Genomic DNA, 25426 nt, shown 5'->3' on the forward strand with positions numbered 1-25426 from the left:
TCGAGGGCCTCCGGCGGTGCCTCGGCGTCGGCGCCCGGCAGCTGGGCCCCGCTGTCGACCGGGGCCACGGCCGCGCCGTCCGTCCGCGGCGCGACCGCGCTCGTCGCCGTGCCCTCGGGGTCCTCGTGGGGCGGCCCGTAGAGGACGAGGTCGTCGTCGGCGTCGAGGTTGCTCAGGTGGACCGAGACGGCCTCGCCGGGACGGGGCTCGAAGCGGAACAGGTCGACGTCGGTCGGCGACGTCACGTAGCCGAGCTGGAGCACGTCGGGCCCGATGAGGGGGGCGTCGGCGGCCACGTCCGGCTGGTCGGGAGGGGCCACGACCTCGACGGTCGGCGCGTCCGCGGCGACGGTCACCCCGCCGGCGGTGGCCGACGCGGCGAGCGGGAACCGCCCGAGCCGGAACCCGGCGTAGGCGTCGAGCTCGACGGTGTGCGGTGCGCCGGTCGTCGTCGCCGACAGCAGGAACCGCACCGTCGTGCCCTCCGGCGACGGGGCCAGGGCGGGCTCGCCGCCGGCCGGGGCGCCGTCGACGACGGCCGTGCCGGCCACGTAGCGGAACCCGGGCGGCAGCACGACGGTGGCGATGACGTCCATGCGGGGGTCGGCGGCGTCGGCCCGCACGGTGGCGGCGACGTGCACCTTGCTCGGGTCGGCGGCGAAGTCCTGCACGCCGGCGGCGTCGAGGTCGAGCGTCTCCCACGGGAAGTCGGCCCGCTCGAGCGTCCCGATCACGATGTCGTAGAGGCTCAGGTCGTCGGGCAGGGCGGTGCGGATGTCGGTCAGGGTCAGCTCGCCGTAGGCGCCCTCCGCGTCGGCCAGCTCGGCGGTGGGGGTGATCGCCCTGGCGTCGTGGGCGGCGCCGAGCGTGGCGGCGTCGTCGCACACGAACCCGGCGCTGTCGCAGGTGACGATGCCCTCGAGCGTCCCCTCGGAGTGGTCGGGGTCGCGGCGGGCGTCGCGCACCTCGCCGAGGGTCAGCGCGGCGAGCGACCGGGACTGGCTGACGGCGAGGTCGAGGCCGATCCGGCCGACGCGGCTGACGGCCAGCCCGAGCTCGTCGAGCCGGGCCGACACGACCGGCGCCCGGTTGCGCTCGAGGAGCGACCAGTTCGGGGCCAGCGGCGGGTCGGTGAGCTCGGTGCGGTGGGCGAGGGACACGATGGCGCCCGAGACCGACCGCCACTCCAGCCGGGCCAGGGTGGCCCGGTTGCGCTCGAGGCCGAGGTCCGCGCAGGTCGAGCCGGTGCTGGCGAAGCGCTGGCACCACGTCGTCCCGTCCCGGAAGGTGAGGTCGACGACCGGCGTGTCGCCGAGCTGCTGGGCGACGGCCGACAGCGCCGGCGGCGTCGGCGGGCGCAGGGCGCCGAGGGGCAGGTCGGCGAGCGGGTGGCCCTCGGGGAGGGTCGCCGTCGTCGCCAGCATGGCGAACACGTCGTCGAGGGTCTGGCTGCCCGGCGGGAGCGCGGCGATCGGCGTCCCGGCGAGCAGGTCGGCCCACCCGCCGGGGTGGTCGACGGGGACGTCGGTGAGCAGCACGTGCCGGAACGCCTCGCGGAACACGTCCGCCATGTCGGCCATCGTGCGCCGGGCGATGTTCGGCACGAACGGGCTCGGGTCGTCGAGGGTCGGCGCCCGCCGGCCGTTCGGCGCCCGGCGCCCGTTCGGCGACGAGCCGAGGTCGAACCCGAGGGTCATCAGGTGGTCGACGGGGATCTCGGCCAGGCGCACCTGGCTGGCGCCGGCCCGCACCCGGCCGGGCCCGGCGCCCTCGCCGATGGGCGCCCACGTCACCGACGCGGCCAGCGCCGTCGGGGCCCGCCCGAGCGACAGGGCGAACACGTCGGCGAGGCCGTTCGTGTCCCCCGGCACCAGGTCGGTGGCGTGGCTGGTGAAGGCCACGAGCGACCCGCCGGCCTGGACGGTCAGGTCGGTCACGCCCGGGACGTCGGGGCGGCCGCCCGCGATCGTGTGGTCGAGGTCGAGCACCGCGCCGGTGCCCGTCCGGTAGCGGGGCAGGTAGCGCCCGGCGGTGCCGGCCTCCACGAAGGCGACGGCCACGCCGTCGTCGTCGTAGCGGACCTTCGGCGCCGTCCCCGGGAAGGCGTCGTCGGTGACGACCCGGCCCGGCTCGTCGAGGATGCCGTCGGCGTCGGCGTCGCGGTCGTGGACCCGGATGCCGCAGCGGCCGTCGGCCCCGGCCAGCGCGAACGCGAGGAAGCGGCCGTCGGCCGTCATGGAGAGGCCGCCCGGGTGGCGCTCGCCGGTGCCGTCGTCGCACGACCCGACCGGGGTCGTGAACCAGGCGACCGTCGTCCTCGGCCCGGCGCGGTCGTGGACCATCAGCGTCCCCACGGGGTCCACGAAGGCGACGTGGCGGCCGTCGGCGCTCGCCGTCAGGTAGTAGGGCGCCACGCCGGCCAGCTGCTCGCCGGCGGCGCCCACGCTCACCCGCGTCGTGGCCGACCCGCCGGGCTCGTCGAACACGCCGTTCGGCCCGGCCGGCTCGGCGTCGCGGTCGAACACGAACACGTCGGCCCGGCGGTTGGTGTCCCGGCGCACGAGGTTCGACGCCGTCGAGGTGTACACGACGTACCGGCCGTCGTCGGAGATGACCGGGCCGGCCACGAACCCGCTGTTGCCGTTGCCCTCCTCGCCGCTCGTGGCCCCGGGCGACGCCGACCGGCTGACGAGCACGGTCGTCACGCCGCCGACCTCGTCGTAGACGCCGTCGCCGTCGGCGTCCCGGTCGTGCACCCACACGTGGGTGCGGTCGAGGGCCACGTCGCCGAAGTTGCCGGCCCGCGACTCGAAGGCCACGAACCGGCCGTCGGCGCTGATGGCCGGGGCCCACGACGACGCGTCGCCGGCCTCGCCGTCGGTCGACACGCTGACGAGGGCCGTGCGCCCGGCGACCACGTCGCGGACGTACACCTGGCGCACGTCCGACTTCGCCGCCGCGAACGCCACCCACCGGCCGTCGGTCGAGATCGACGCGCCGGCCGCCGTCAGGAGGGTGCCGCGGAACTGGCCGCCGCCCTCGTCGAGGCTCACCCGCTGGATCGCCGTGATGGCGACCGGGAGCTCTTCGTCGGCCGCCGCCGGCGCCGACGCGGCCGTGACGGGCACGAGGCAGGCGGCGACGACCGTCGCCCACCACCGCCGCCCCCGGCCCTTGGTCCGATTTCCGCCACTGGTGCTCACGGGGCCATCCTCGCCCCCGCCGCGCTGCGCGCGCGAGGGGAGGCCTCACCTTGTCGCCGGCCGCGGGCGGTGGTCAGTCGTCGTCGGTCGCGGGGGGCGCGTCGAGCAGCGGCAGGTCCTCCGGCGTGAGGAGCCGGCCGGTCAGCACGAACTGGGCGAGGTTGTCGAGGCCGTGGTCGCCGACCACGTTCGGCACGCCCGCGTCGGTCAGCCGCTCCCTGATCCGGTCGACCCGCCGGGTGAGCGCGGCCTTGCGCCACCCCAGCCGCTCGGCCGCCTCGGCGTAGGTCCTCGGGTGGGGCTGGTAGCGGGGGAACGGCCGCAGGTACCCCTCGAAGAGGGCGAGCAAGGCGAGCCGGTCCTTGGGGCCGAGCTCGACCTCGTAGGTCGTCGGCGCCTCGCCGTCGGCCACGACCACGGGCACGGCCGCCGGCGGGGCCTCGGTCATGCGCACGGCGAGGGCGTAGCCCCGGATCGACCCCTGCACCACGACCTGGGCCGGGGTGCCGACGATCACGTGGGACCGCAGCGGCGCGACCGGGTGGGGCATGCCGAACTCGTCGACCACGAGGAGCGTCACCCGGTCGCTCGTGTTGACGACGACGACCGACGGGCCGTCCCTCCGGAACTCGCCGGCCCGCCGGGACACGCCGTGGTCGTCGGCCCCGATGCGGATGTCGCAGGTGGCGCTGCGGCCGAAGCTGAGGGTGGCGCCGGCCTCGAGCACCCACTCGCCGCCGTGAACGGCGATGACGGCTCGGCCCGGGTCGCCGTTCACGGCCGGATCATACCTTTGGTCCGGCTCCCCCCTGGGGGATCACGACACCCAGTCGGGCACCCGCTCGTCCCGCCCGGCGCGCTCGGCCCGCTGCCGGCGCAGGATGACCACGTAGCCGACGGCGGCGATCGTCGAGAACACGAACCACTGCACGGCGTAGCCCAGGTGAGGGCCCTCGTCGCCGGTCTCGGGGAGCGGGACGGGCACGGGCAGCCCGCCGGCCTGGGCCGGCTCGGACGCCTCGAGCTGGAGGGCGACCGGGTACAGGTCCTCGTCCACCTGCTGCTGGAGGCGGCCGAGGTCGAGCCGGGACAGGGTGACCAGGCGGCCCTCCGCCGGGTCGGTGGGCCCGAACCGGCCCCGCTCCTGGGTCGCCTGGAGCACGCCGGTCACCGTGACCCGACCGGTCGGCGGCGCGCTCTCGGGCGGGGGCGGGCCCTCCGGCCCCTCCTCCCCGATCGGCACCCATCCCCGGTTCACGGCGACCGCCGTCCCGTCGTCGAGCACGAGCGGGGTGAGGACCCACGACCCCGGGTTGCCCTGGTAGCTGCGGGACCGCACGAGCACCTGCTCGTCGAGGGCGTAGGTGCCGGTGGCCGTCACCCGCCGCCAGACCACGCCGTCGACGTCGCCGAACGGCGCCCCGGCGTCGACCACGGCGCCCACGTCCTCCACCGGGCGGGCGAGCGCGGCCTCGACGGCGGCGTTGGCCGCCCGGCGCTCGTCCAGCCGGCGGAGCTGCCAGAGCCCGAGGTTGACCATGAGCACGACGAGGGCGACGACGAGCACGTGCGACAGCAGCCACCGGGGGGTGAGCAACGACCGCACGCCGCCACCCTACGGCCGACCGCGCCCGACGACGTTTGTCCTACCGACCAGTAGGTAGGATGGCTCCCATGGTGCCGGACGGGTTCCTCCACGACCTCGCCCCGGTGGCCGGGCAGCTGCTCGAACGCCACCTCTCGACCGCCAAGGAATGGTTCCCGCACGAGCTCGTGCCGTGGAGCCGGGGCCGCGACTTCGAACCGGGCGAGGCCTGGCAGGCCGAGGACGACCTGCCCGACGCCGTGCGCAGCGCCCTGTTCGTCAACCTCCTCACCGAGGACAACCTCCCGTACTACCTGCGGACGATCTCCCGGATGTTCTCCGCCGCCGACGTGTGGGGCGAGTGGGCGCACCGCTGGACGGCCGAGGAGGGGCGGCACGCCATCGTGATCCGGGACTACCTGGTCGTCACCCGGGCCGTCGACCCCGTCGCGCTGGAGCGCGGGCGGATGTCGCAGGTGTCGGGGGCGAAGGTGCCCGAGCCGGCCGGCCCGGCCAACGGCGTCGTCTACGTCGCCCTCCAGGAGCTGGCCACCCGCATCGCCCACCGCAACACCGGCAAGCTGCTCTCGGACCGGGCCGGCTACGACGTGATGGCGAGGGTGGCCGCCGACGAGAACCTCCACTACCTCTTCTACCGGGACCTGGCGACGGCCGCCTTCGAGCGGGACCCGTCGGAGATGGTGATCGCCGTCGAGCAGGAGGTGCGCGAGTTCGAGATGCCGGGCACCGGCATCCCGGACTTCGGCCACCACGCCATGGCGATCGCGAGGGCCGGCATCTACGACCTCGCCATCCACGCCGACCAGATCCTCGTCCCCGTGGTGCTGCGGCACTGGGGGTTGGAGGGGCTGGAGGGCCTCACCCCGGAGGCCGAGCAGGCGAGGGACCGGCTCGTCCGCCACATCGAGCGGGTCCGCAAGGCCGGGCACCGCCTGGCCGCCCGGCGGGCCGAGCGGGAGCAGGCGCTGGCCGCGACCGGCTGACCGTAGGCTCGGCGGCATGGAGCCGCTCGACGCCCTCGACCGGGCCGTCCGGGAGTTCGGCCGCCGGGTCGCCGAGGTCGGCGACGACCGGTGGGACGCGCCGTCGCCGTGCGAGGGCTGGTCGGCCCGCGACGTGGTCGAGCACGGCATCGCCGGCAACCGCATGTCGGTGCTGCTGCTGGCCGGGGCGACGGCCGCCGACGCCATCGCCGCCGTGCGGGCCGCCCCGGTCGGCGACGACCCCGTCGCCGCCTACGACGAGGCCGGCCGCGACATGGTCGACGCCTTCCGGGCGCCGGGCGCGCTGTCGAGGACGGTGCACCACCCGCGGGGCGACATCACCGGCGAGCAGTTCCTCGGCTTCCGGGTCGGCGACCTCGTCATCCACGCCTGGGACCTGGCCAGGGCGATCGGCGCCGACGACCGCCTCGACCCCGCCCTCGTCGAGGTCGTGTGGCGGTTCATGTCGCCGATGGCCCCGTTCATCGGCACGATCGGCATCTTCGGCGAGGGCCCGAGCGGCACCGTGGCCGACGACGCCGACCTCCAGGACCGCCTCCTCGACCTCGCCGGCCGCCGCCCCTGACCTCTACGGGAGGCGCAGGTCGGCGAAGCGCTCGCGCAGGGTGCGCTTCGAGAACTTGCCGACCGAGGTCTTCGGCACCTCGTCGATGAACACCACGTCGTCGGGCACCTGCCAGCCGGCGACCCTCGCCCGCAGGTGGTCGAGGACCTCCTCCTTGCCCAGCTCCTCCCCCGGCTTCACGACCACGCAGGCGATCGGGCGCTCGCCCCACTTCTCCGAGGCCACCCCGATGACGGCCGCCTCGGCGATCTTCGGGTGGGACATGAGCTCGTTCTCGAGCTCGACCGAGCTGATCCACTCCCCGCCCGACTTCACGAGGTCCTTGGTCCGGTCCACCAGCCGTAGGTAGCCGTCCTTGTCCACCGTGGCGACGTCGCCGGTGCGCAGCCAGCCGTCCTCGGTGAACGAGTCGCCCTGGTCGTCGTGGTGGTAGTAGGCGGCGGCGATCCACGGGCCCCGCACCTGGAGCTCGCCGCTCGACTCGCCGTCCCAGGCCACCTCGGTCATCGTGCCGGGCTCCACCACCCGGAAGTCGACCCCGAACGCGATCCGCCCGATCGTCGCCCGCAGGTCGGCCTTCTCCTCCTCGGGCAGGTCGTGGTGGGCCCGGCGGAGGGTGCCGACCGAGGCGACCGGGCTGGTCTCGGTCATCCCCCAGGCCTGGAGGATCGGCAGGCCGACCTGCTCGCGGTAGGCCTCGGACAGCGCCTTGGGCACGGCCGACCCGCCGCACGGGATGGCCCGTAGGCACGACACGTCCCTGCCCTTCAGCTCGGGCAGCACGCCCATCCAGATGGTCGGGACGCCGGCCGCGATCGTCACCCGCTCGTGCTCGATCAGGTCGGCGATCGCCTTCGGGCTGAGGTCGGGGCCGGGCATGACGAGGTCGGCGCCGACGGCCACGCCGGCGTGGGCCAGGCCCCAGGCGTTGGCGTGGAACATGGGGACGACCGGCAGGACCACGTCGGACTCGCGGATGCCGATCCCGTCCGCCTCCATCACCGCCATCGTGTGGAGGAACGTCGACCGGTGGCTGTAGACGACGCCCTTCGGGTTGCCGGTGGTGCCGCTCGTGTAGCACATCGACGCCGCCCGCCACTCGTCCTCGACGTGGAACTCGACCGGCTCGGCCGCGGCGAGCAGCTCCTCGTAGTCGAGCACGCGGTCGTCGTCGGGCACCTCGGCCGGCGGGGCGCCGGGCGCCCGCATGCCGCCGTCGTCCATCACCACGAAGTGGCGGACGGTCTCGAAGCTCGGCACGAGCGGCCACAGCAGCGGCAGCAGCGACCGGTCGACGAAGATCACCTCGTCCTCGGCGTGGTTGACGATGTAGGTGACCTGCTCGGGGAACAGCCGGATGTTGAGCGTGTGCAGCACCCGCCCGGTGCACGGCGCGGCGAAGTACAGCTCGAGGTGGCGGGCCGTGTTCCAGGCGAACGTGCCGACGCGGGCGTCGTCGCTCAGGCCCAGCCGGTCGAACACGCCGCCGAGCCGCCTCGTCCTCGCCGCCCAGTCGCCGTAGGCGACCCGCTCGACCCCGGTGGGCGCCGCCGTCACCACCGTCTTGTCGGGGAACAGCCGCTCGGCCCGGCTGAACAGGTGGGTGACGGTCAGCGGGTGGTCCTGCATGAGCCCACGCATGGTGGGCCAGCGTAGATTCAGGGGCCTTGGAGCGCCGCACGCCGCCCCGTCGCCTGCTGCCGCTGCTGGTCGTGCCGCTCGTGGCCCTCGTGATCGCCAGCAACGTGGGCGACGCGCTCGCCCCCACCCTGGTGAACGAGCACCCGGTCTGGCTGATGGCGCTGAACGCCCGCAACCGCAACCTGGTGCTGGTCGTCAACAACGTGGAGCCGCTCGTCTACTTCGTGGTCGGCACCGTCCGCCTGCTGGTGTCGGACCCGCTCTTCTACCTGCTCGGCTTCTTCTACGGCGACGCCGCCGTGAAGTGGGCCGAGCGCCGGGCGCCGAGCGTCGGCGAGGTGCTGCGGTGGATCGAGAAGGCGTTCTCCAAGGCGGCCTGGCCGCTCGTGTTCCTCGCCCCCAACAACTACATCTGCCTGTTCGCCGGCTCGGCCGGGATGACCCCGGCCGTGTTCCTCGTCCTCAACGTCACCGGCACGATCGCCCGCCTCTGGCTCATCAAGATCACCGGCGAGGCGTTCGAGGCCCCGCTCACCGACCTCCTCGGGTTCATCCGCGACTACCAGTGGCCGCTGACCGCGCTGGCCTTCGCCATGGTCGCCGGCAGCTGGGTGCTCCAGCGCCTCAGGGGCAAGGACGAGATCGGCGCGCTCGTCCGCCTGGAGGAGGAGCTGGACCAGGAGGAGGACCTGCTGGCGTCCGGGGTCGGCACCGGCGAGGCGCCCGTCGACCTGGAGCGCGACGAGCTGGCCCAGGCGGCGCTGGCCGTCGCCGTCCCGTCCGAGGACGACGAGGAGGACGAGGCCGACCAGGCCCCCGGTTAGGGTCGGCCCATGGCCGGACGGGGGACCGCGGTGGTGACCGGGGCGAGCGCGGGCATCGGGGCGGCGACGGCGCGGCGGCTCGCCGCCGAGGGGTTCGACGTCGCCGTCGGGGCCCGCCGGGAGGACCGCCTGAGGGACGTGGCCGCCGCCACCGGCGCCCGCTGGCACCGCCTCGACGTCGAGGACCCCGCCTCGGTGGCCGAGTTCTGCGACTGGGTCGGCGACGTCCGCGTGCTCGTGAACAGCGCCGGCGGGGCGCTCGGCACGAGCCCGTACGAGGAGGCCGACGACGGCGAGTGGCGGTGGATGTACGAGGTCAACGTCCTCGGCGTCCTTCGCATGACGAGGGCGCTGCTCCCCCGGCTCGAGGCGAGCGGCGACGGGCACGTCGTCACGATCGGCTCGATCGCCGGCTTCGAGCCCTATCCCGGCGGGGCGGGCTACAACGCGTCGAAGGCAGCCGTGCGGGCGACGATGAAGGTGCTGCGCATGGAGCTGCTCGGCCGGCCCGTCCGCGTCGGCCAGGTCGACCCCGGCATGGTCGACACGGAGTTCAGCCTCGTCCGCTTCGCCGGCGACGCCGAGCGGGCGGCCGCCGTCTACCGGGGGATGACCCCGCTCGTGGCCGAGGACGTCGCCGACTGCGTGGCCTGGATGGTGACCAGGCCGCCGCACGTGAACGTCGACCAGGTCGTGGTCATGCCGAGGGACCAGGCCGGCGCCGGCCGGGTGCACCGCCGTGGCTGACCCCGTCTTCACCGGCGTGGGGGTCGCCCTCCTCACCCTGTTCGACGAGCGGGGCGACCTCGACGGCCCGGCGACCGGCGACCTGGCCGCCCGGCTGGCCGCCCTCGGCGTGCGGGGCGTGGTGGTCGCCGGCTCCACGGGCGAGGCGGCCACCCTCTCCCCCGACGAGCGGGACGCGCTGCTCGCCGCCGTGCGGGCCGCCGTGCCGCCCGGGGTGGCCGTCGTCGCCGGGACCGGGGCCCCGTCGGCCCGCCAGGCGGCCGAGCTCACCAGGCGGGCGGCGGCCGGCGGGGCCGACGCCGTGCTCGCCCTGTCCCCGCCCCTCGCCGACGACCCCCGCCCCTACTACGACGAGGTGGCCGCCGCGGCCGGCGACGTGCCCGTGCTCGCCTACCACTTCCCGAGGGCGTCGGCCCCCGGCATCGCCGTCGAGGCCCTCGCCGGCCTGCCCGTGCGCGGGCTGAAGGACTCGACCGGCGACCCGGCCCGCCTGCTCGAGACCCTCGACCGCTTCCCGCACCCGGTGTGGGTCGGCTCGTCGGCCGTGCTCGCCCTGGCCGGCCCGGTCGGCTGCGCCGGCGCCATCCTCGCCGCCGCCAACCTCGACCCCGAGACGGCGGTGGCCGCCTTCGCCGGCGACGCCGCCGCGCAGCGGGCCATGCTCCCGGCCCACCGGGCGGCCTCCTCGATCCGCCGCCTGAAGGCCGCCGTCGCCGAGCGTTTCGCCACCTCCCCCGTCGCCCGCGTCGCCTCCTAGGGCCGGCGGCCGGCCGCCACGCTCCGCTTCACCACCCGCACCGACGAGCGGCCGTCCTCGTGGACGGCGTGCACCTCGTCGGCCAGCACGCGGACGATGAACAGCCCCCGGCCCCGCTCGAGGCCGCCGTCGGGCGGCTCCTCGACGGGCCGGTCGGGCAGGACGAGGCCGGGGCCGTCGTCGGACACCTCGACCACGACGGCGTCGCCCTCGATCCAGGACCGCAGGCCGAGCGCGGCCGGCGCCCCGGTCGACGCCGCGACCGCGTTCGAGCACAGCTCGGAGGCCATCAGCACGAGGTCGGGCACCGCGTCGGGGTCGACCGGCTGGTGGCGCAGCCAGTCCTGCAGCAGGTGGCGGGCCACCGGCACGGCGGCCGTGTTCGGGCTGAACCGGTGGGCGAACGGGCGCAGCGCCGGCCGCTCGGGCAGGTCGGGCGGGCGGCGGCGGCGGAGGACCAGGGCCAGCGTGTCGTCCCGGCGCACGCTGCCGGCGAGGGCCCGCTCGACGGGGGCCCGGGCGAGCGACGGCGCCGGGTAGCTGACGGTCTCCGCCGCGGCCCGCTGGAGGCCGTCGAAGCCGGCGAGGATGTCCTTGGTCGCCTCCACCAGGCCGTCGGTGTAGAGCAGCAGCACGTCGCTGCGCTCGAGCTTCACCTCGACGACCTCCTCGCTGCCCGCCCCCGGCCAGCCGATGGCGATGCCCGGGGCGGCCACGAAGCGCGACGCCCCGTCGGCCGCCAGCAGCAGGGCCGGCGGGTGGCCGGCGCCGGCCAGGCGCACCACCCCGGTCGACGGCGTGTAGCGGGCGACCAGCGCCGTCGCCACCAGGTCGGGGCTGAGCGCGGTGACCAGGCGGTCGGCCCGGGCCACGAGCTGGGCCGGCGGGCAGCCGTCGAGCACGAGCAGGCGGAGCGCGTGCACGACGGCCAGCGCGTCCTTCGTGGCCGCGACCCCCTTGCCGACCACGTCGACGACGGCGAGGTGGAGGTCGCCGTCGGGCAGGACGTGCAGGTCGTAGAGGTCGCCGCCGGTCGGCGCGTTCGGGTCGGCGGGCAGCACGTACACGCCGATCTCGGCGTGGTCGACCTCCGGCACCGGCGGGCGGACGGCCTCCTCCAGCAGGTGGACGGTCTCGGTCTGGGCCGCCTGGCGCTCGGCCATCCTGGCCAGCTCGGCGGCCGCCCGCCTGGCCGCCTCCTGCTCGCTCACGTCCCGGAAGGTGACGACCCCGCCCACCACCCGCCCGCCCTGGCGCAGCGGGGCGGCGACGTACTCGACCGGGAACGAGGTGCCGTCCTTCCGCCAGAACACCTCGCCGGACACGTGCACCCGCTTGCCGCCGGTCACGGCCTGGCGGATCGGGCACTGCTCGGGCGGGTACGGCGACCCGTCGGCCCGGTGGTGGTGGGTGAGCTCGTGCACCGACCTGCCGACCAGCTCCTCCTCGGCGAACCCGTACATCCGGGCCGCGGCCCGGTTGACGAACGTCCCCCGGCCCTCCAGGTCGGCGCCGCAGATGCCCTCCTCGGCGGCGTCGAGGACGAGCAGGTGTTGGAGGCGGAGGCGGTCGACGTCGGCCCACGCCACCTCGTTCACCACCCGGGCCGCCACGGCGGCGAGGACGACGACGAGCTCGGCGGCGGCCTCGTCCCACTGGACCAGCTCGCCCGGGACCAGGTCGAGGACCACGTGGAAGCCGGCCACGACGGCCACCGCCACGAGGAACGGGAGCCAGGACCGGTAGGCCCACAGGAGGGCGACGGCGGCCAGCATGAACACGCCCGGCCCGGCCACCTCGGTGAGGTGGGCGACGGTGGCGGCGGCCCCGGTGACGGTGGCGGCGGCGGCCGCCGTCCTCACCCGCCACCCGACGGGCACGGTGGCGACGACGGCCAGCGGCAGGAGCCAGACGCCCTCGCCCGCGCTCCTGCCCGCGCCGGGCCCGACCGTGGCGGCGACGGCGCCGACCACGCCGACCGCCGCCCACATGGCGACCAGCACGACCCCGTGCCGGCGGCGCCACCCCCGCTCGGGGACGCCGGTGAGCCGGGCCGCCAGCCCGGGCGGCACCCTCAAAGGCCGAGGAGGGCGTCGAGGCCCACGGTCAGCCCCGGCCGGTCGGGGACGGCCTTGACGGCCAGCAGCACCCCCGGCATGAACGACACCCGGTCGAACGAGTCGTGCCGGATGGTGAGCAGCTGCCCGTCGGTTCCGAGCAGCACCTCCTGGTGGGCGACGAGCCCCCGGAGGCGCACCGAGTGCACGTGGATGCCGCCCGGCCCGGCACCGCCCCTGGCCCCGGGCACGACCTCGTCGGTCGTCGGGTCGGCGCCCCACCGGTCGGAGGCGGCGGCCATCCGGCCGGCCGTCAGCATGGCCGTGCCCGACGGGGCGTCGGCCTTGCGGTCGTGGTGGAGCTCGACGACCTCGGCCGTCTCGAACCACGGCGCGGCCAGCTCGGCGAAGCGCATCATCAGCACGGCGCCGATGGCGAAGTTCGGGGCGACCACGCAGCCCCGGTCGGTGAAGCGGGCCCGCAGGTCGTCGAGGTCGGCCTCGCCCAGCCCGGTCGTGCCGGTCACCGCGTGCAGGCCGTGGTCGGCCGCCCAGCGCAGGTTCCCCCTGGCGGCCTCGGCCCTCGTGAAGTCGACGACGACGTCGGCGCCGGCGTCGAGCACGGCGTCGGGCGACGCCGACACGGGCACGCCGGCCTCGCCCGGCCCGGCGTGGCGGGGGTCGACGGCCGCGACGAGCTCGAGGCCGGGGTCGGCCGCCACCGCCCGGCACACCGTCGCGCCCATGCGCCCGGCAGCCCCGAACACCGCCACTCGGAGCGACATGGCCGAACGATAGACGGGCCGGTCAGGCCACCCCCGCGAGGCCCCGCTCCCCGAACGGGGCGACGGCGGCGACGGCCCTCGGCCCCGACAGCACCCGGGCGCACACCCGGACCACGTCCTCGGCCGTGACCGCCCGCAGCCCGGCCACCTGGGCGTCCACCGGGACGACCTCGCCCCTCGTGATCTCGTGGCGGCCCAACCGGGACATGCGGCTGCCGCTGTCCTCCAGGCCGAGCAGCAGCTGGCCCTCGAGCCCGCCCTTGGCCACGGCCAGCTCCTGTGCCGTGAGGCCCCGCTCGGCCAGGTCGTCGAGGGCGCCGAGCAGCAGGCCGAGCACCTGCTTGGCCTTGGTCGGCGAGGTGCCGGCGTACACGACCAGCGCGCCGGTGTCGGCGTAGGCCGAGGTGTAGCTGTAGACGGAGTAGGCGAGGCCCCGCTCCTCGCGGATCTCCTGGAACAGCCGGCTCGACATGCCGCCGCCGAGGGCCTGGTTGGCGACGCCGAGGGCGTACCGGTCGGCGTCGTCCACCGCCAGGGCCCGCACGCCGACGGCGAGGTGGGCCTGCTCGGTCGAGCGCTTCAGCACGGTGAGCGGGCGGGGCGCGACGTCGGGGGCGTGGCGGGCCGGCCGCTCGCCGCTCGCCCGGCCGTCGAGCCGCTCGGCCACGGCGGCGACGACGTCGTCGTGGTCGAGGTCGCCGGCGCCGACGACCACGAGGTTGGCCGGCCGGTAGTGCTCGTCGAAGAAGCCCCGGATCTGGTCCCTGGTCAGCCCGCCGATCGTCGTCGGGTCGCCGAGCACCTCGCGACCGAGCGGGTGGTCCGGGAACAGGGCCTCGTACACGAGCGTGTGCACCCGGTCGTCGGGCGTGTCCTCGCTCATGGCCAGCTCCTCGAGGATCACGTCCCGCTCGGCCTCGACCTCCGCGTCCCGGAAGGCGGGCGCGGACAGCACGTCGGTGAGCAGGTCGAGCCCGAGGGCGAGGTCCCCCCGCGGGAGGCGCGTGTAGTAGGCGGTGTGCTCCCTGGCGGTGAACGCGTTCATCTCGCCGCCGACGGCGTCGACGGCCTCGGCGATGTCGCGCGCCGTCCTCGCCTCGGTGCCCTTGAACAGCAGGTGCTCGAGGAAGTGGGACGCGCCGGCCAGCGGGGCCGGCTCGTCCCGGGCGCCGACGGCGACCCACACGCCGGTGGTCACCGACAGCGCGCCGGGCATGTGCTCGGTGACGACCCGGAGGCCGCCCGGGAGGCAGGTGCGGCGGACGCCCTCGTCCGCCGCCCGGTCACCCACCCCGGCTAGTGGCGACGCCGGCCGCCGCCACCGCGGCCGCCACGGTCGCCACCACCGCGGCCGCCCCGGTCGCCGCCGCGACCCCGGTCGCCGCCCCGGCCCCGGTCGCCGCCCCGGTCGCGCTCGCGGCCGGTGTCGGCGCCGACGGGCGCGGGCCCGAGGTCGCCGAACTCCTGGCGGACCTCGGCGTCGAAGGCGTCCTCGAAGCTGACGCTCTCGACCCCGGAGCCGGCCGACTCGCCGCCGCCACCACCACCGCCGGAGCGGGGGGCGTCGCCGCCGCCGTCGCCGTTGGCGAAGCGCTCGCCCACCGGGGTGAGCGACACCTTGCCGTTCGGGTCCACGTCGTCCACCCGCACCTCGAGCTCGTCGCCGAGGTCGACCACGTCCTCCACCCGCTCGATGCGGCGGCCGCCGCCGAGCTTGGAGATGTGGACCAGGCCGTCGCGGCCCGGGAGGATGTTGACGAAGGCGCCGAACTTGGTGATGTTGACGACCTTGCCCTTGTAGACCTGCCCGACCTCGGCCGTCGGCGGGTTCAGGATGAGCTCGATCTGGCGCCTGGCCTCGGCCACGGCGCCCGAGTCGACCGACCCGATGCTGACCGTGCCGACGGTGCCGTCGTCGTCGACGCTGATGTCCGCGCCGGTCTCCTGCTGGATGGCGTTGATGACCTTGCCCTTGGGGCCGATGACCTCGCCGATCTTGTCGATCGGGATGTGGAAGCTGACGATCTTCGGCGCCGTCTCCCGCACCTCGGACCGGGGCTCGGCGATGGCCTCGCGCATGACCTCGAGGATCTGGAGGCGGGCCTCCTTGGCCTGCTCGAGGGCGGCGCCGAGCACGTCGGCCGGGATGCCGTCGATCTTCGTGTCGAGCTGGAGGGCGGTGACGAAGTCCGCCGTGCCGGCGACCTTGAAGTCCATGTCGCCGTAGTGGTCCTCGGCGCCGAGGATGTCGGTGAGGGTGGTGTACCGGCCCTCGGCGTACACGAGGCCCATGGCGATGCCGGCCACCGGCGCCTTCACCGGCACGCCGGCGTCCATCAGCGACAGGGTCGAGGCGCACACCGAGCCCATCGAGGTGGACCCGTTCGACGACAGCACCTCGGAGACGAGGCGGAGCGTGTAGGGGAACTCCTCGGAGGACGGCACCACCGGCAGCAGCGCCCGCTCGGCCAGCAGCCCGTGCCCGATCTCGCGGCGCTTCGGGCCCCGCATGAAGCCGGTCTCGCCGGTGGAGAAGGGCGGGAAGTTGTAGTGGTGCATGTAGCGCTTGGAGTCGTCGACGCCGATCGTGTCGAGCATCTGCTCCATGCGCGGCATGCCGAGCGTGCAGACGTTCAGCACCTGGGTCTCGCCCCGCTGGAACAGCCCCGAGCCGTGCGCCGTCGGGATGAGCCCGACCTCGGCCGACACCGGGCGCAGCTCGCGGACGCCGCGGCCGTCGATGCGCACGCCGTCCTCGACGATGCGCCGGCGGATGATCGCCTTGGTGACCGAGCGGACGGCCGACTTCAGCTGCTTCTCGGCGTCGGCCACGTCGGCCAGCTCGGGGAGGAGCTCGGCGAGGATGGCGTCGGTGACCTCCTTGGTCGCCGCGTCCCGGTCGGCCTTGCCCGCGGTCGCCTGGGCCTCGGTCAGCCGGGCCTCGCCGACCTCGCGCACCCGGGCGAGCACCTCGTCGGCGTAGTCCACCTGGGGGACGTAGTCGACGGCGGGGCGCTCGCCGACCTGCTCGCGCAGCTGGAGCTGGAGCTTGATCGACTCCCTGATCCACTGCTTCGACGCCTCGAGGCCCTCGGCGATGACCTCCTCGGTGACCCGGGGGGCGCCGCCGGCGTAGAAGTCCCAGGCCCGCTCGGTGCCGCCGGCCTCGACCATCATGATGGCGACGTCGCCGTCGTCGAGGGCCCGGCCGGCCACGACCACCTCGAAGGTCGACTCGTCGCCCTCCTGGTAGGTCGGGTGGGGCAGCCACTGGCCGTCGACCGTGTAGGCCAGCCGCACGGCCCCGATGGGCCCGGCGAAGGGGATGCCGGAGATCGTGAGGGCGGCCGACGCGCCGTTGATGGCGAGCACGTCGTGGGGGTTGCGGAGGTCGGCGCCGAGGATGGTGGCGACGACGTGGATCTCGTTGCGGAACCCGTCGGGGAACGACGGTCGCAGCGGGCGGTCGATGAGGCGGGCGGTGAGGATGGCCTGGTCGGTGGCCCGGCCCTCACGCCGGAAGAACGAGCCGGGGATCTTCCCGGCCGCGTACATGCGCTCCTCGACGTCGACGGTCAGCGGGAAGAAGTCGATGCCCTCCCGCACGGTCTTCGCGGCCGTGGCCGTGACGAGGACCATGGTGTTGCCCAGCCGGGCGACGACGGCGCCGTCGGCCAGGCCGGCCAGCTTGCCGGTCTCGAGGGACAGGGTCTTGCCCTCGGTGCCGGCGACGGCGGTGGAGACGGAGATGGCGTCCGCCATGGATGCTCCCTTCGAGGCACCGTTTCGTCCGGTGCCCGATCGGTGCGGCGGGGCCAGTTCCCAGTCGGCGACCACCGGGCGGGGGCCCGGGGACCTTCGACTGGCAGCTGACCCGCGGGTGCCGCAGTGGTGTTCGGAACGCGCCACGAGCGGCCCGCAGGCCGCTCGTGGGGGTGCTACCTGCGCAGGCCGAGGCGACCGATGATCGCCCGGTAGCGCTCGACATCGTTCCTCCGGACGTAGTCCAGGAGGCGACGGCGCCGGCCGACCAGCATGAGCAGGCCGCGCCGGCTGTGGTGATCCTTCTTGTGCACCTTCAGGTGCTCGGTGAGGTGGTTGATGCGCTCGGTGAGGAGCGCGATCTGCACCTCGGGCGATCCCGTGTCGGACTCGTGGAGCCGGTGCTCGGCGATCGTCGCTGTCTTGTCGGGCATGCAATTCCTTCGTGTGCGGGTGTCGGACCCTGCTCCCCCGCCCGCTGGGCGAGGCGGGGAGCTGCTCGGCCGCGACGGCGGCGAGCGTCGACCGGCGGACCGGTCCCGGTCAGGCTAGCAGCCCGCTCCCCGCCTCCGGCAGGGCCCGCACGGGCCTTCGGGCGATATCATATACTGATACTATCCATAACAACTAGCTATCGCTTCAATGTTTCGATAGGAGTCGTTCGTGATCTTCGAGGTTCCAACCGTGGGCCCCGAGGAGGCAGCGGCGCTGGATCGCATCGACGACCTCCGCCGCCAACTTCGGTTCTATGTCGCCGAGCCGCGTCGTTGGGTCGGCTCGGTCCGACGTGTCCTGTCCGCACTGGCGATCCAAGGATCGAACAGCATCGAGGGCTACCACGTCTCCGTCGAGGACGCTGTTGCCGCCATCGAGGGCGACGACCCCGCCGATGCTCGGACCGAGGACTGGCACGCGGTGACGGGCTACCGGCGAGCCATGACGTACGTGCTGCAGCTGGCGCAGGATCCGCACTTCGAGTACACCGCCGGCCTCGTCCGGAGCCTCCACTTCATGATGACGGAGTACTCGCTCGAGGCCGGTCCTGGCCTCTGGCGCCCGGGAGCCATCTGGATTCGGAACGATGCGTCCGGCGAGATCGTGTACGAGGGCCCGGAAGCGGACGTCGTTCCCTCGCTGGTCGAGGAGCTGGTGAAGCAGCTGTCCGTCGAGACCGACGTCCCGGCGCTCGTCCGAGCGGCCATGGCGCATCTGAACCTCGTGATGATCCACCCCTTCAGAGACGGCAACGGGCGGATGGCCCGGTGCCTACAGACGCTCGTGCTCGCCCGTGAGGGAATCCTCGTTCCGGAGTTCTCCAGCATCGAGGAATACCTGGGTGCGAACACGCACGCCTACTACGCCGTGCTCGGCGCCGTCGGTCGGGGGCGGTGGAACCCGCACCACGACGCCCGGCCTTGGGTGCGGTTCTGCCTCGAGGCGCACTTCGTGCAAGCGATGAGCGTCCTGCGGCGTGTCCGCGAGTCGGAATCGATCTGGTCCGCTCTCGAAGCGCTGATCGTCGAGCACCGCCTACCGAATCGCTCCGTCGCCGCTCTGTTCGACGCCACCATCGGCCTGCGGGTTCGCAACGCCGGATACCGCACCGTCCTCCGGGGCTGGGAGGAGGAAATCTCGAACCAGGTTGCGACCATCGACCTGCGGGCGATGGTGAATGCCGGACTGCTCGAGCGTCGGGGCGTGAAACGGGGGACGTACTACGTAGCTGCCGGCCCGCTGCTCGAGGTTCGTGCGGCCTACCAGCGGGGGCGCCAGCCGATCGACACGTCACACCTCTTCACGCCCCAGGACGGCGCCGGGAGTGCCGCGCTCCGGTTGCCATTCGACGAGCCGTGACCCGCTCCCCGCCTCCGGCAGGGCCCGCACGACCCTGGCCGGGTTGCCGACGGCGACCACGTCCGCCGGCAGGTCGCGGGTGACGACGGCGCCCGCCCCGACGACGGTGTTCTCGCCGATGGTCACGCCGGGCAGGACGACCACGCCGCCGCCCAGCCACACGTTGTCGGCGATGGTGATGGGCCGGGCCGCCTCCCACTTGGCCAGCCGGGCCGCGGCCTCGACGGGGTGGGTCGGGGTCAGCAGCTGCACGTACGGCCCCATCTGCACGTCGTCGCCGATCGTGATCGGGGCCACGTCGAGGGCCACCAGGCCGAAGTTGACGAACGTCCTCGCCCCGACGCGCACGTGGTAGCCGTAGTCGCAGGCGAACGGCGGGCGGATCTCGCTGTCCTCCCCGAACGCCCCGAGCAGCTCCTCGAGGAGCCGCCGGCGGGCGTCGCGGTCGGCCGCCGGCGTGGCGTTGTAGGCCTCCTGGAGCCGCCGGGCGCGGGCCGCCTCGTCCCGCAGCTGCGGGTCGTCGGCGAGGTACGGGTCGCCGGCCAGCATCCGCTCCCGCTGCGTGCGGCCGTCGCTCACGCCAGCGCGGCCCTGGTGGCGTCCACGTCCCGGCCCATCTGCTCGATGAGCGCGTCGACGGTCTCGTAGCGCTCCTGGCCCCTCAGGCGGGCGACGAAGCGGACCTTGGCGGCCTCGCCGTACAGGTCGCCGTCGAAGCCGGGCAGGTGGGCCTCGAGCAGCGAGGCGTCGGCCGTCTCGTAGAACTGGGGGCGGCGGCCGAGGGAGATGGCGGCCTCGTGGACCTCGCCCGACGGCCGCTCGTACCAGCCGGCGTACACGCCGTCGGCGGGCAGCAGGATCCCGGGCGGGACCTCCACGTTCGCCGTCGGGTAGCCGAGCTCGGGGCCGCCCCGGCCGTCGCCCCGCACCACCCGGCCCCGCACCTCGTGGGGGCGGCCGAGCATCGTGGCGGCGGCGGCCACGTCGCCGGCGGCGAGCGCCCGGCGGATGCGGGTCGACGAGTACGCCTCCTCGCCGTCGGCCACGAGGCGCAGGCCGAGCACGTCGAAGCCGAGGTCGGCGCCCATGCTGGTGAGCAGGTCGACGTTGCCGCGACGCCGGTGGCCGAAGTGGAAGTCGTCGCCGACGACCACCGACCGGGCCCCGAGGCAGCCGACGAGCGTCCGGCGCACGAAGTCCTCGGCCGACTCCCTCGCCCGCTCGGCGTCGAACTGGACGACCAGCGCGTAGTCGAGCCCGGTCGAGGCCAGCAGCTCGAGCTTCTGGTCGAGGTCGGTGAGCAGCAGGGGGGCCGACTCGGGGCGGACGACGGTGGCGGGGTGGCGGTCGAAGGTGACGACGGCGCTGGCGCAGCCCAGCCGCTCCGCCCGCCGGCGGACCTCGGCGACGAGGGCGCGGTGGCCGAGGTGCACCCCGTCGTAGGCCCCGATCGTGACGACCGTGCCCCCGTCGGGCCGCGGGCAGTCGGGCTCGCGCACCACCTCCACGGCGGCGAGGCTACCTAGGCGAGGACGACGGCCGGCTTGACCCGGCCGGCGCCGTGGCGCTCGTACACGGCGAGCAGGGTGCCGGCGGCGTCGAGGACGGCCCACGGCCCCCCGCCGTCACCCTCGATGCCGAGGACCTCGTCGGGCAGCACCTTGCCGTGGCCGACGGCGGTGACCACGTCGGGGTCCTCGACACTGACCGCCGGCCGGCCCCGCAGCGCGACCGCCGGCGGGAGGAGGCGGTCGGGAGCGAGGGCGTCGAGCGCGACGGCCTCGTCGAGGCCGAACGGCCCGACCGCCGTCCGCCGCAGCCGGCGCAGGTGGGCGCCGCCGCCGAGGGCCCGGCCGAGGTCGGCGGCGAGCGACCGCACGTAGGTGCCCGACGAGCACGTGACGGAAAGGCGGAAGGCGAGCTCGTCGCCCGGCACCGGGTCGACGGCGAGGGCGTGGACGGTCACCCGCCGGGGGGCCCGCTCGACCACCTCCCCCGCCCGCGCCAGCTCGTGGAGGCGGCGGCCGCCGACCTTCACCGCCGACACCATGGGCGGCACCTGGTCGATCTCCCCGACGAAGGCCGCGGCCGCGGCCCGCACGTCCTCGACGCCGACGCCGGCCATGTCGTGGGTGGCGGTCACCTCGCCCTCGTCGTCGAGGGTCGTCGTCTCGACCCCGAGCACGACCTCGCCGACGTAGGACTTCGACAGGCCCGACAGGAACCGCAGCAGGCGCGTGGCCCGGCCGGCGCCGAGCAGCAGCACCCCGGTGGCGCCCGGGTCGAGGGTGCCGGCGTGGCCGACCTTGCGGGTGCCGAGCAGGCGCCGGGAGCGGGCGACGACGTCGTGGGACGTCCACCCGGCCGGCTTGTCGACCACGGCCACCCCGTCGGGGCCGGGCGGGCGGCCGCTCATCCCGGCCGGTCGCCCTCCTCGTGGAGGCGGCGCAGGATGTCCTCCACCCGCAGGCCCTGGCGGACGGCCGGGTCGGGCCGGAACGACAGCTCCGGCACCCGCTTGGTCCTCGCCTGGCGGCCGACGGCGGCCTGGAGGCGGACCCTCGCGTCGGCCAGGCCGGCCAGCACCTCCTCGTCGCCCTCCTCGCCGGCCGGCGAGTCGAACCACACGGTGGCGTGGCGGAGGTCGGGCTCGACCTCCACGCCGGTCACCGTCACGAGCACGAGCCGGTCGTCGTCCACCCGCTCCAGCTCGTCGGCCACGATCTCCCGCAGCAGCTCGTTCAGCCGGGCCGTGCGGGGGTAGTGGCGCTGTCCGGTCGGTCGGCGGGTCATCGGGCGTCCTCCAGCCAGGAACGGCTCGTGGCGAGCACCTGCACCTCCGGGAACGACCACACGTAGCGCTCGACCTCGTCGAGGATGTCGGACGCGTGGTGCTGCGAGCCGGACACGACGGCGACGCCGAGCTCGGCCCGCTGCCAGGAGTCGGCGTGGCCGACCTCGGCCGCGGCCACGTGGTAGCGCCGCCGCAACCCCTCGACGATCGGCTTCACGACGGCGCGCTTGGCCTTCAGCGAGCGGCACTCGGGGAGGTGGAGGTCGATGGACAGGGCACAGGCGAACATGGTCTGATCTGCGGGTCCGGTCGAAGGAGGCGCTGGCGTGCGGACCCGAATCTTCCTCCTCGTGGTGGTGACGACGCTACTGGCCCCGGCGACGGCCGCCTCGGCCAAGGGACCGGCGGCGGCGACGGTGGACGGGGACGGCTACGAGGCGCCGGTGGCGCTCGACCTCGACGGCCACTGGGCGCTCGTGGAGGACCTCGGGTTCTTCGCCACCGTGTTCCGGACCGAGCCGGACCCGACCCTGGACGGCGCCCCGGCCGGCGACCTCGGCCCCCGGCTGGTCGTGTCCTGGGAGGTGCCGGGCCCGGGTGGCGACGTCGACGTCGTCCGCCAGGACGTCTACCCCTACGCCGAGGCCGGGCCGGTCACCTACCTGGCCCCCGGCCAGGCGGTGATGGGCCAGCGCTCCTACGGCGGCTGGTTCGCGGCGCCGGCCGGGCTCGCCGACGACCTCGTCGCCGCCGGCCTCCCCGCCCCTCGGGCCGCGGCCACGGCGCCCGCCGACGCCGGGCCGGCCGGCTCGGGGCCGGCGCGGTCGGGCGTGCTGGTCGGGGCCGTGGTCGCGGCGGCGCTGGTCGGCGCCGGCCTGGTCGTCGCCGGCCGGCGGGCCCGGTCGGCGACGGCGTGAGCGGGCCCCGGACCTAGGTCCGGGGGATCTCCCGCTCCTCGAAGGTCTCGATGATGTCGCCCTGCTTCAGGTCCTGGAAGTCCGACAGGCCGATGCCGCACTCGTAGCCGGCCTGCACCTCCCTGGCGTCCTCCTTGAAGCGCTTGAGCGAGGTGATCGTGCCCTTCCAGATGATCGTGCCCTCGCGGAGGAAGCGGACCTTCGAGCCCCGGGTGATCGTCCCGTTGAGCACGTAGCAGCCGGCGATGGCGCCGACCCGCGGGACCCGGAAGATCTCGCGGACCTCGGCCTCGCCGGTCACGACCTCCTCGTACTCGGGGGCGAGCATGCCGACCATGGCGTTCTCGATGTCCTCGAGCACCTGGTAGATGATCTCGTAGGTCCTGATCTCCACGTCCTCCTGCTCGGCCAGGTCCCTGGCCTTGCGATCGGGGCGGACGTTGAACCCGATGATCGTGGCGCTCGAGGCCGACGCCAGCTGCACGTCGCTCTCGGTGATGCCGCCGACCCCGCGGTGGACGAAGCCGAGCTTCACGTCCTCCCGCTCGAGGCGGCGGAGGGCCTCGGTGAGCGCCTCCAGCGAGCCGCCCACGTCGGCCTTGAGCACGAGGTTGAGCGTGGCCGTGCCGCCGGCCTGGATCTGGTTGAAGATGTCCTCCAGCCGGACCCCGGGGGCCTTGAGCACGGAGGCGTCCCGGCCCAGCTCGCGCAGGCGGTGCCAGTGCTCGCGGGTCTGGGCGACGCTGCGGGCCGTCTTGTCGTCGGGGGCGACCACGAAGTCGTCGCCCGCCTCAGCCACGTCGGACAGGCCGAGCACCTGGACCGGCGAGGACGGGCCCGCCTCGCGCACCTGGTTGCCCTTGTCGTCGATGAGGGCCCGCACCCGGCCCCACGCCGCGCCGGCCACCAGCGGGTCGCCGACCCGCAGGGTGCCCCGCTCGACGATGACGGTGGCCACGGGGCCCCGGCCGACGTCGAGGTTGGCCTCGAGGACCGTGCCCATGGCCCGGCCGCCGGGGTTGGCGACGAGCGGCGGGTCGGCCACGTCGGCCACGACGAGCAGGTTCTCGAGCAGGTCGTCGATGCCGAGGTCCTGGAGGGCCGACACCTCGACCATCACGGTGTCGCCGCCCCACTGCTCGGGCACGAGGCCGAGCTCGGAGAGCTGCTGCATCACCCTCGTGGGGTCGGCGTTCTCGCGGTCGACCTTGTTGATGGCGACGACGATCGGCACCTCGGCGGCCCTGGCGTGGTTCAGGGCCTCGATCGTCTGGGGCATCACGCCGTCGTCGGCCGCCACCACGAGGATGACGATGTCGGTCACCTCGGCGCCGCGGGCCCGCATGGCGGTGAACGCCTCGTGGCCCGGGGTGTCGATGAACGTGATGCGCCGGCCGTTCTTCTCGGCCTGGTAGGCGCCGATGTGCTGGGTGATGCCGCCGGCCTCGCCTTCGACCACGTTCGCCTGGCGGATGCGGTCGAGCAGCTTGGTCTTGCCGTGGTCGACGTGGCCCATGACGGTCACGACCGGCGGGCGGGCGACGAGGTCGGCCTCGTCCTCCTCCTCCTCGTCCGGGAGGTCGAGCAGCTTCTGGAGCTCGACCTCCTGCTCCTCGCCGGGGTCGACGAGGCGGATGGCGGCGCCGATCTCGGCCGCGAACAGCTCGATCATGTCGTCGGTGAGCGACTGGGTGGCCGTCACCATCTCGCCCTGCTGCATGAGGAAGCGGACGACGTCGGCCGCCGTGCGGTTCAGCTTCGAGCCGAGCTCCTGCGGGGTCGACGAGCGCTCGATCACGACCGTGCCCTCGGGGATGGGGGCGTCCTTGGCCGTGTAGGTCGGCATCACGTCGAGGGGCTGGAGCTCCTCACGGCTGCGACGACGGCGCCCCTTGCGGCGGGGCGGGCGGCGGTTGGCCTGGGGCCCGCCGCGACCGCCGGGGCCGCCGCCGGGACCGCCACCGGGGCGGCCGATGCCGGCGCCGGGGACGGACGAGCGGGGGCCGCCCATGCTCCGGCCACCGCCGCCACCGGGGCGGCCGGCGCCGGCGCCGGGACGGGGCGGGCCGCCGGCCGGGCGGCCGCGGCCGCCGCCACCGGGCGGGGGCGGGATGGGCCGGCCGGTGGACGACACCGGCCGCTGCGGGCGGGGCGGCGGCGGGATGCGCTTGCCGGACGGCGAGACGGGGCCGGCACCGCCGGCGCCGGCACCGGGGGCACCGGCCGCGGCGGCGGGCGGCGGCGGGACGACGCGGCCGTCGGGCATGCGGACGCCGCCCTGGGGCGGGCGGGCGCCCTGCTGGCCGGGGGCCGGCGGGCGGCCACCCGGTCGGGGGCCGGCCTGCCCGGGCCCGGGCGGTCGGCTGCCGGGCGCGCCGGGGCCCTGGCGGGGCGGGCCGGCGGGGCGCTGGCCGGGAGGGGCCGGCGGGCGGGCGCCCTGCTGGCCGGGGGCCGAGCCGACCCGCGCGGCCGCCGGTGCGGCGCCGTCGTCGGTGTCGGGGCGGCTGCTGCGGACGACGCCGGGCCGGGGCTCGGACGCGCCGACGCGCGGCGGGGCCGGCGACCGCTGCCCGGGAGGCGCCGGCGGGCGGGCGCCGGGCGGCGCCGTCGGGCGGGGCACACCCTGGCCGGGGGCCGGCGGGCGGCCGCCCTGCGGGCCGGGGGCGGGAGGCCGGGCGCCGGGCGGAGCCGGCGGGCGGGGGGCCGTGCCGGGGGCGCCGGCCGGGGCCGGCGGGCGGGGCGCGCCGACGGGGGCGCCCTGGCCGGGGCCGGGACGGGAGGCGCCGACCTCGGGCTGGCCGGGCGCCGGACGGGTGGCGCCGGGCGCCTGGCCGGCGCCGGGCGCCTGGCCGGCGTCGGGCGCCTGGCGGGTGGCGCCGACCTCGGGCTGGCCGGGCGCGGGGCGGGTGG

22 protein-coding genes are annotated in these 25426 nt (G+C 75.4%); 7 read left to right on the top strand and 15 right to left on the bottom strand.

Annotation, left to right across the window (positions count from 1 at the left end):
* The 3 genes from VGB14_14160 to VGB14_14170 all read right to left on the bottom strand — a co-directional run.
* Positions 1-3203 (bottom strand): hypothetical protein (locus VGB14_14160; GenBank protein ID HEX9994067.1); only part of this gene is annotated, 3203 nt, incomplete at its 3' end.
* Positions 3204-3276: 73 nt separating this feature from the next.
* Positions 3277-3981: an FHA domain-containing protein gene (locus tag VGB14_14165; GenBank protein ID HEX9994068.1), complete on the bottom strand. Its 705-nt coding sequence runs from the start codon at positions 3979-3981 to the stop codon at positions 3277-3279.
* A gap of 39 nt (positions 3982-4020) precedes the next feature.
* Entirely contained in the window at positions 4021-4809 is a 789-nt protein-coding gene (locus VGB14_14170; GenBank protein ID HEX9994069.1) for an SURF1 family protein, read from the bottom strand.
* A gap of 68 nt (positions 4810-4877) precedes the next feature.
* Here VGB14_14170 and VGB14_14175 point away from each other — a divergent pair, with 68 nt between their 5' ends.
* Both VGB14_14175 and VGB14_14180 read left to right on the top strand, forming a co-directional pair.
* Complete coding sequence (locus VGB14_14175; GenBank protein ID HEX9994070.1) at positions 4878-5792, top strand: acyl-ACP desaturase; 915 nt, start codon at positions 4878-4880, stop codon at positions 5790-5792.
* Between the two features lie 16 nt (positions 5793-5808).
* A complete protein-coding gene (locus VGB14_14180) occupies positions 5809-6378 on the top strand; it encodes a TIGR03086 family metal-binding protein (protein HEX9994071.1) in 570 nt (189 codons plus the stop codon).
* Between the two features lie 3 nt (positions 6379-6381).
* On the opposite strand, the gene VGB14_14185 is transcribed toward VGB14_14180, so the two are convergent.
* Complete coding sequence (locus VGB14_14185) at positions 6382-8019, bottom strand: long-chain fatty acid--CoA ligase (protein ID HEX9994072.1); 1638 nt, start codon at positions 8017-8019, stop codon at positions 6382-6384.
* A 26-nt stretch (positions 8020-8045) separates the two neighbouring features.
* Between VGB14_14185 and VGB14_14190 the strand changes: the two genes are divergently transcribed.
* Genes VGB14_14190 through VGB14_14200 form a run of 3 tightly spaced genes read left to right on the top strand, consistent with a single transcriptional unit; the run spans position 8046 to position 10347 of the window.
* The gene (locus VGB14_14190; GenBank protein ID HEX9994073.1) at positions 8046-8843 is read left to right on the top strand and encodes a hypothetical protein; all 798 of its coding nucleotides are present in this window, start codon (positions 8046-8048) and stop codon (positions 8841-8843) included.
* Between the two features lie 9 nt (positions 8844-8852).
* Complete coding sequence (locus tag VGB14_14195) at positions 8853-9590, top strand: SDR family NAD(P)-dependent oxidoreductase (protein HEX9994074.1); 738 nt, start codon at positions 8853-8855, stop codon at positions 9588-9590.
* The gene (locus VGB14_14200; protein ID HEX9994075.1) at positions 9583-10347 is read left to right on the top strand and encodes a dihydrodipicolinate synthase family protein; all 765 of its coding nucleotides are present in this window, start codon (positions 9583-9585) and stop codon (positions 10345-10347) included. The genes VGB14_14195 and VGB14_14200 overlap by 8 nt, the downstream gene beginning before the upstream one ends.
* On the opposite strand, the gene VGB14_14205 is transcribed toward VGB14_14200, so the two are convergent.
* The 5 genes from VGB14_14205 to rpsO form a co-directional block, all read right to left on the bottom strand.
* Positions 10344-12419 carry a SpoIIE family protein phosphatase gene (locus tag VGB14_14205; GenBank protein ID HEX9994076.1) on the bottom strand — a complete coding sequence of 692 codons (2076 nt, stop codon included), beginning with the start codon at positions 12417-12419 and terminating at the stop codon, positions 10344-10346. The genes VGB14_14200 and VGB14_14205 overlap by 4 nt on opposite strands.
* Positions 12420-12421: 2 nt before the next feature.
* Positions 12422-13189, bottom strand: coding sequence for a 4-hydroxy-tetrahydrodipicolinate reductase (dapB, locus tag VGB14_14210; GenBank protein ID HEX9994077.1), 768 nt, complete (start codon positions 13187-13189; stop codon positions 12422-12424).
* Positions 13190-13211: 22 nt separating this feature from the next.
* On the bottom strand, positions 13212-14480 hold the full coding sequence (locus VGB14_14215; protein ID HEX9994078.1) for a pitrilysin family protein: 1269 nt from the start codon (positions 14478-14480) through the stop codon (positions 13212-13214).
* 5 nt (positions 14481-14485) lie between these two features.
* Positions 14486-16951: a polyribonucleotide nucleotidyltransferase gene (locus tag VGB14_14220; GenBank protein ID HEX9994079.1), complete on the bottom strand. Its 2466-nt coding sequence runs from the start codon at positions 16949-16951 to the stop codon at positions 14486-14488.
* 176 nt (positions 16952-17127) lie between these two features.
* Positions 17128-17385, bottom strand: a complete 258-nt coding sequence (gene rpsO, locus VGB14_14225; protein HEX9994080.1) for a 30S ribosomal protein S15 — start codon at positions 17383-17385, stop codon at positions 17128-17130.
* A gap of 229 nt (positions 17386-17614) precedes the next feature.
* Between rpsO and VGB14_14230 the strand changes: the two genes are divergently transcribed.
* On the top strand, positions 17615-18805 hold the full coding sequence (locus tag VGB14_14230) for a Fic family protein (protein HEX9994081.1): 1191 nt from the start codon (positions 17615-17617) through the stop codon (positions 18803-18805).
* Here VGB14_14230 and VGB14_14235 read toward each other — a convergent pair.
* Genes VGB14_14235 through VGB14_14255 form a run of 5 tightly spaced genes read right to left on the bottom strand, consistent with a single transcriptional unit; the run spans position 18737 to position 21888 of the window.
* Positions 18737-19384: a sugar O-acetyltransferase gene (locus VGB14_14235; GenBank protein HEX9994082.1), complete on the bottom strand. Its 648-nt coding sequence runs from the start codon at positions 19382-19384 to the stop codon at positions 18737-18739. The two genes, VGB14_14230 and VGB14_14235, sit on opposite strands and share 69 nt — an antisense overlap.
* Entirely contained in the window at positions 19381-20313 is a 933-nt protein-coding gene (locus tag VGB14_14240; protein ID HEX9994083.1) for a bifunctional riboflavin kinase/FAD synthetase, read from the bottom strand. The genes VGB14_14235 and VGB14_14240 overlap by 4 nt, the downstream gene beginning before the upstream one ends.
* A gap of 14 nt (positions 20314-20327) precedes the next feature.
* Positions 20328-21221: a tRNA pseudouridine(55) synthase TruB gene (gene truB, locus VGB14_14245; GenBank protein HEX9994084.1), complete on the bottom strand. Its 894-nt coding sequence runs from the start codon at positions 21219-21221 to the stop codon at positions 20328-20330.
* A complete protein-coding gene (gene rbfA, locus VGB14_14250) occupies positions 21218-21598 on the bottom strand; it encodes a 30S ribosome-binding factor RbfA (protein HEX9994085.1) in 381 nt (126 codons plus the stop codon). Before rbfA ends, truB begins: the two co-directional genes overlap by 4 nt.
* Positions 21595-21888 (bottom strand): DUF503 domain-containing protein, encoded by a 294-nt coding sequence (locus tag VGB14_14255; GenBank protein ID HEX9994086.1) that lies wholly within the window; start codon positions 21886-21888, stop codon positions 21595-21597. Before VGB14_14255 ends, rbfA begins: the two co-directional genes overlap by 4 nt.
* A 37-nt stretch (positions 21889-21925) precedes the next feature.
* Between VGB14_14255 and VGB14_14260 the strand changes: the two genes are divergently transcribed.
* On the top strand, positions 21926-22516 hold the full coding sequence (locus VGB14_14260) for a hypothetical protein (GenBank protein HEX9994087.1): 591 nt from the start codon (positions 21926-21928) through the stop codon (positions 22514-22516).
* A gap of 13 nt (positions 22517-22529) precedes the next feature.
* Here VGB14_14260 and infB read toward each other — a convergent pair.
* Positions 22530-25426: translation initiation factor IF-2 (infB, locus tag VGB14_14265; protein HEX9994088.1), on the bottom strand; the 2897-nt coding region annotated here is incomplete at its 5' end.

Source organism: Acidimicrobiales bacterium, assembly GCA_036399815.1.
Lineage (GTDB): Bacteria > Actinomycetota > Acidimicrobiia > Acidimicrobiales > DASWMK01 > DASWMK01.

Coding starts and splice junctions, on each gene's coding strand:
- VGB14_14180 (HEX9994071.1), top strand. CDS start 5,809: ATGGAGCCGCTCGACGCCCTCGACCGGGCCGTCCGGGAGTTCGGCCGC.
- rpsO (HEX9994080.1), bottom strand. CDS start 17,385: ATGCCCGACAAGACAGCGACGATCGCCGAGCACCGGCTCCACGAGTCC.
- VGB14_14220 (HEX9994079.1), bottom strand. CDS start 16,951: ATGGCGGACGCCATCTCCGTCTCCACCGCCGTCGCCGGCACCGAGGGC.
- dapB (HEX9994077.1), bottom strand. CDS start 13,189: ATGTCGCTCCGAGTGGCGGTGTTCGGGGCTGCCGGGCGCATGGGCGCG.
- VGB14_14175 (HEX9994070.1), top strand. CDS start 4,878: ATGGTGCCGGACGGGTTCCTCCACGACCTCGCCCCGGTGGCCGGGCAG.
- rbfA (HEX9994085.1), bottom strand. CDS start 21,598: ATGACCCGCCGACCGACCGGACAGCGCCACTACCCCCGCACGGCCCGG.
- VGB14_14255 (HEX9994086.1), bottom strand. CDS start 21,888: ATGTTCGCCTGTGCCCTGTCCATCGACCTCCACCTCCCCGAGTGCCGC.
- VGB14_14195 (HEX9994074.1), top strand. CDS start 8,853: ATGGCCGGACGGGGGACCGCGGTGGTGACCGGGGCGAGCGCGGGCATC.
- truB (HEX9994084.1), bottom strand. CDS start 21,221: ATGAGCGGCCGCCCGCCCGGCCCCGACGGGGTGGCCGTGGTCGACAAG.
- VGB14_14185 (HEX9994072.1), bottom strand. CDS start 8,019: ATGCGTGGGCTCATGCAGGACCACCCGCTGACCGTCACCCACCTGTTC.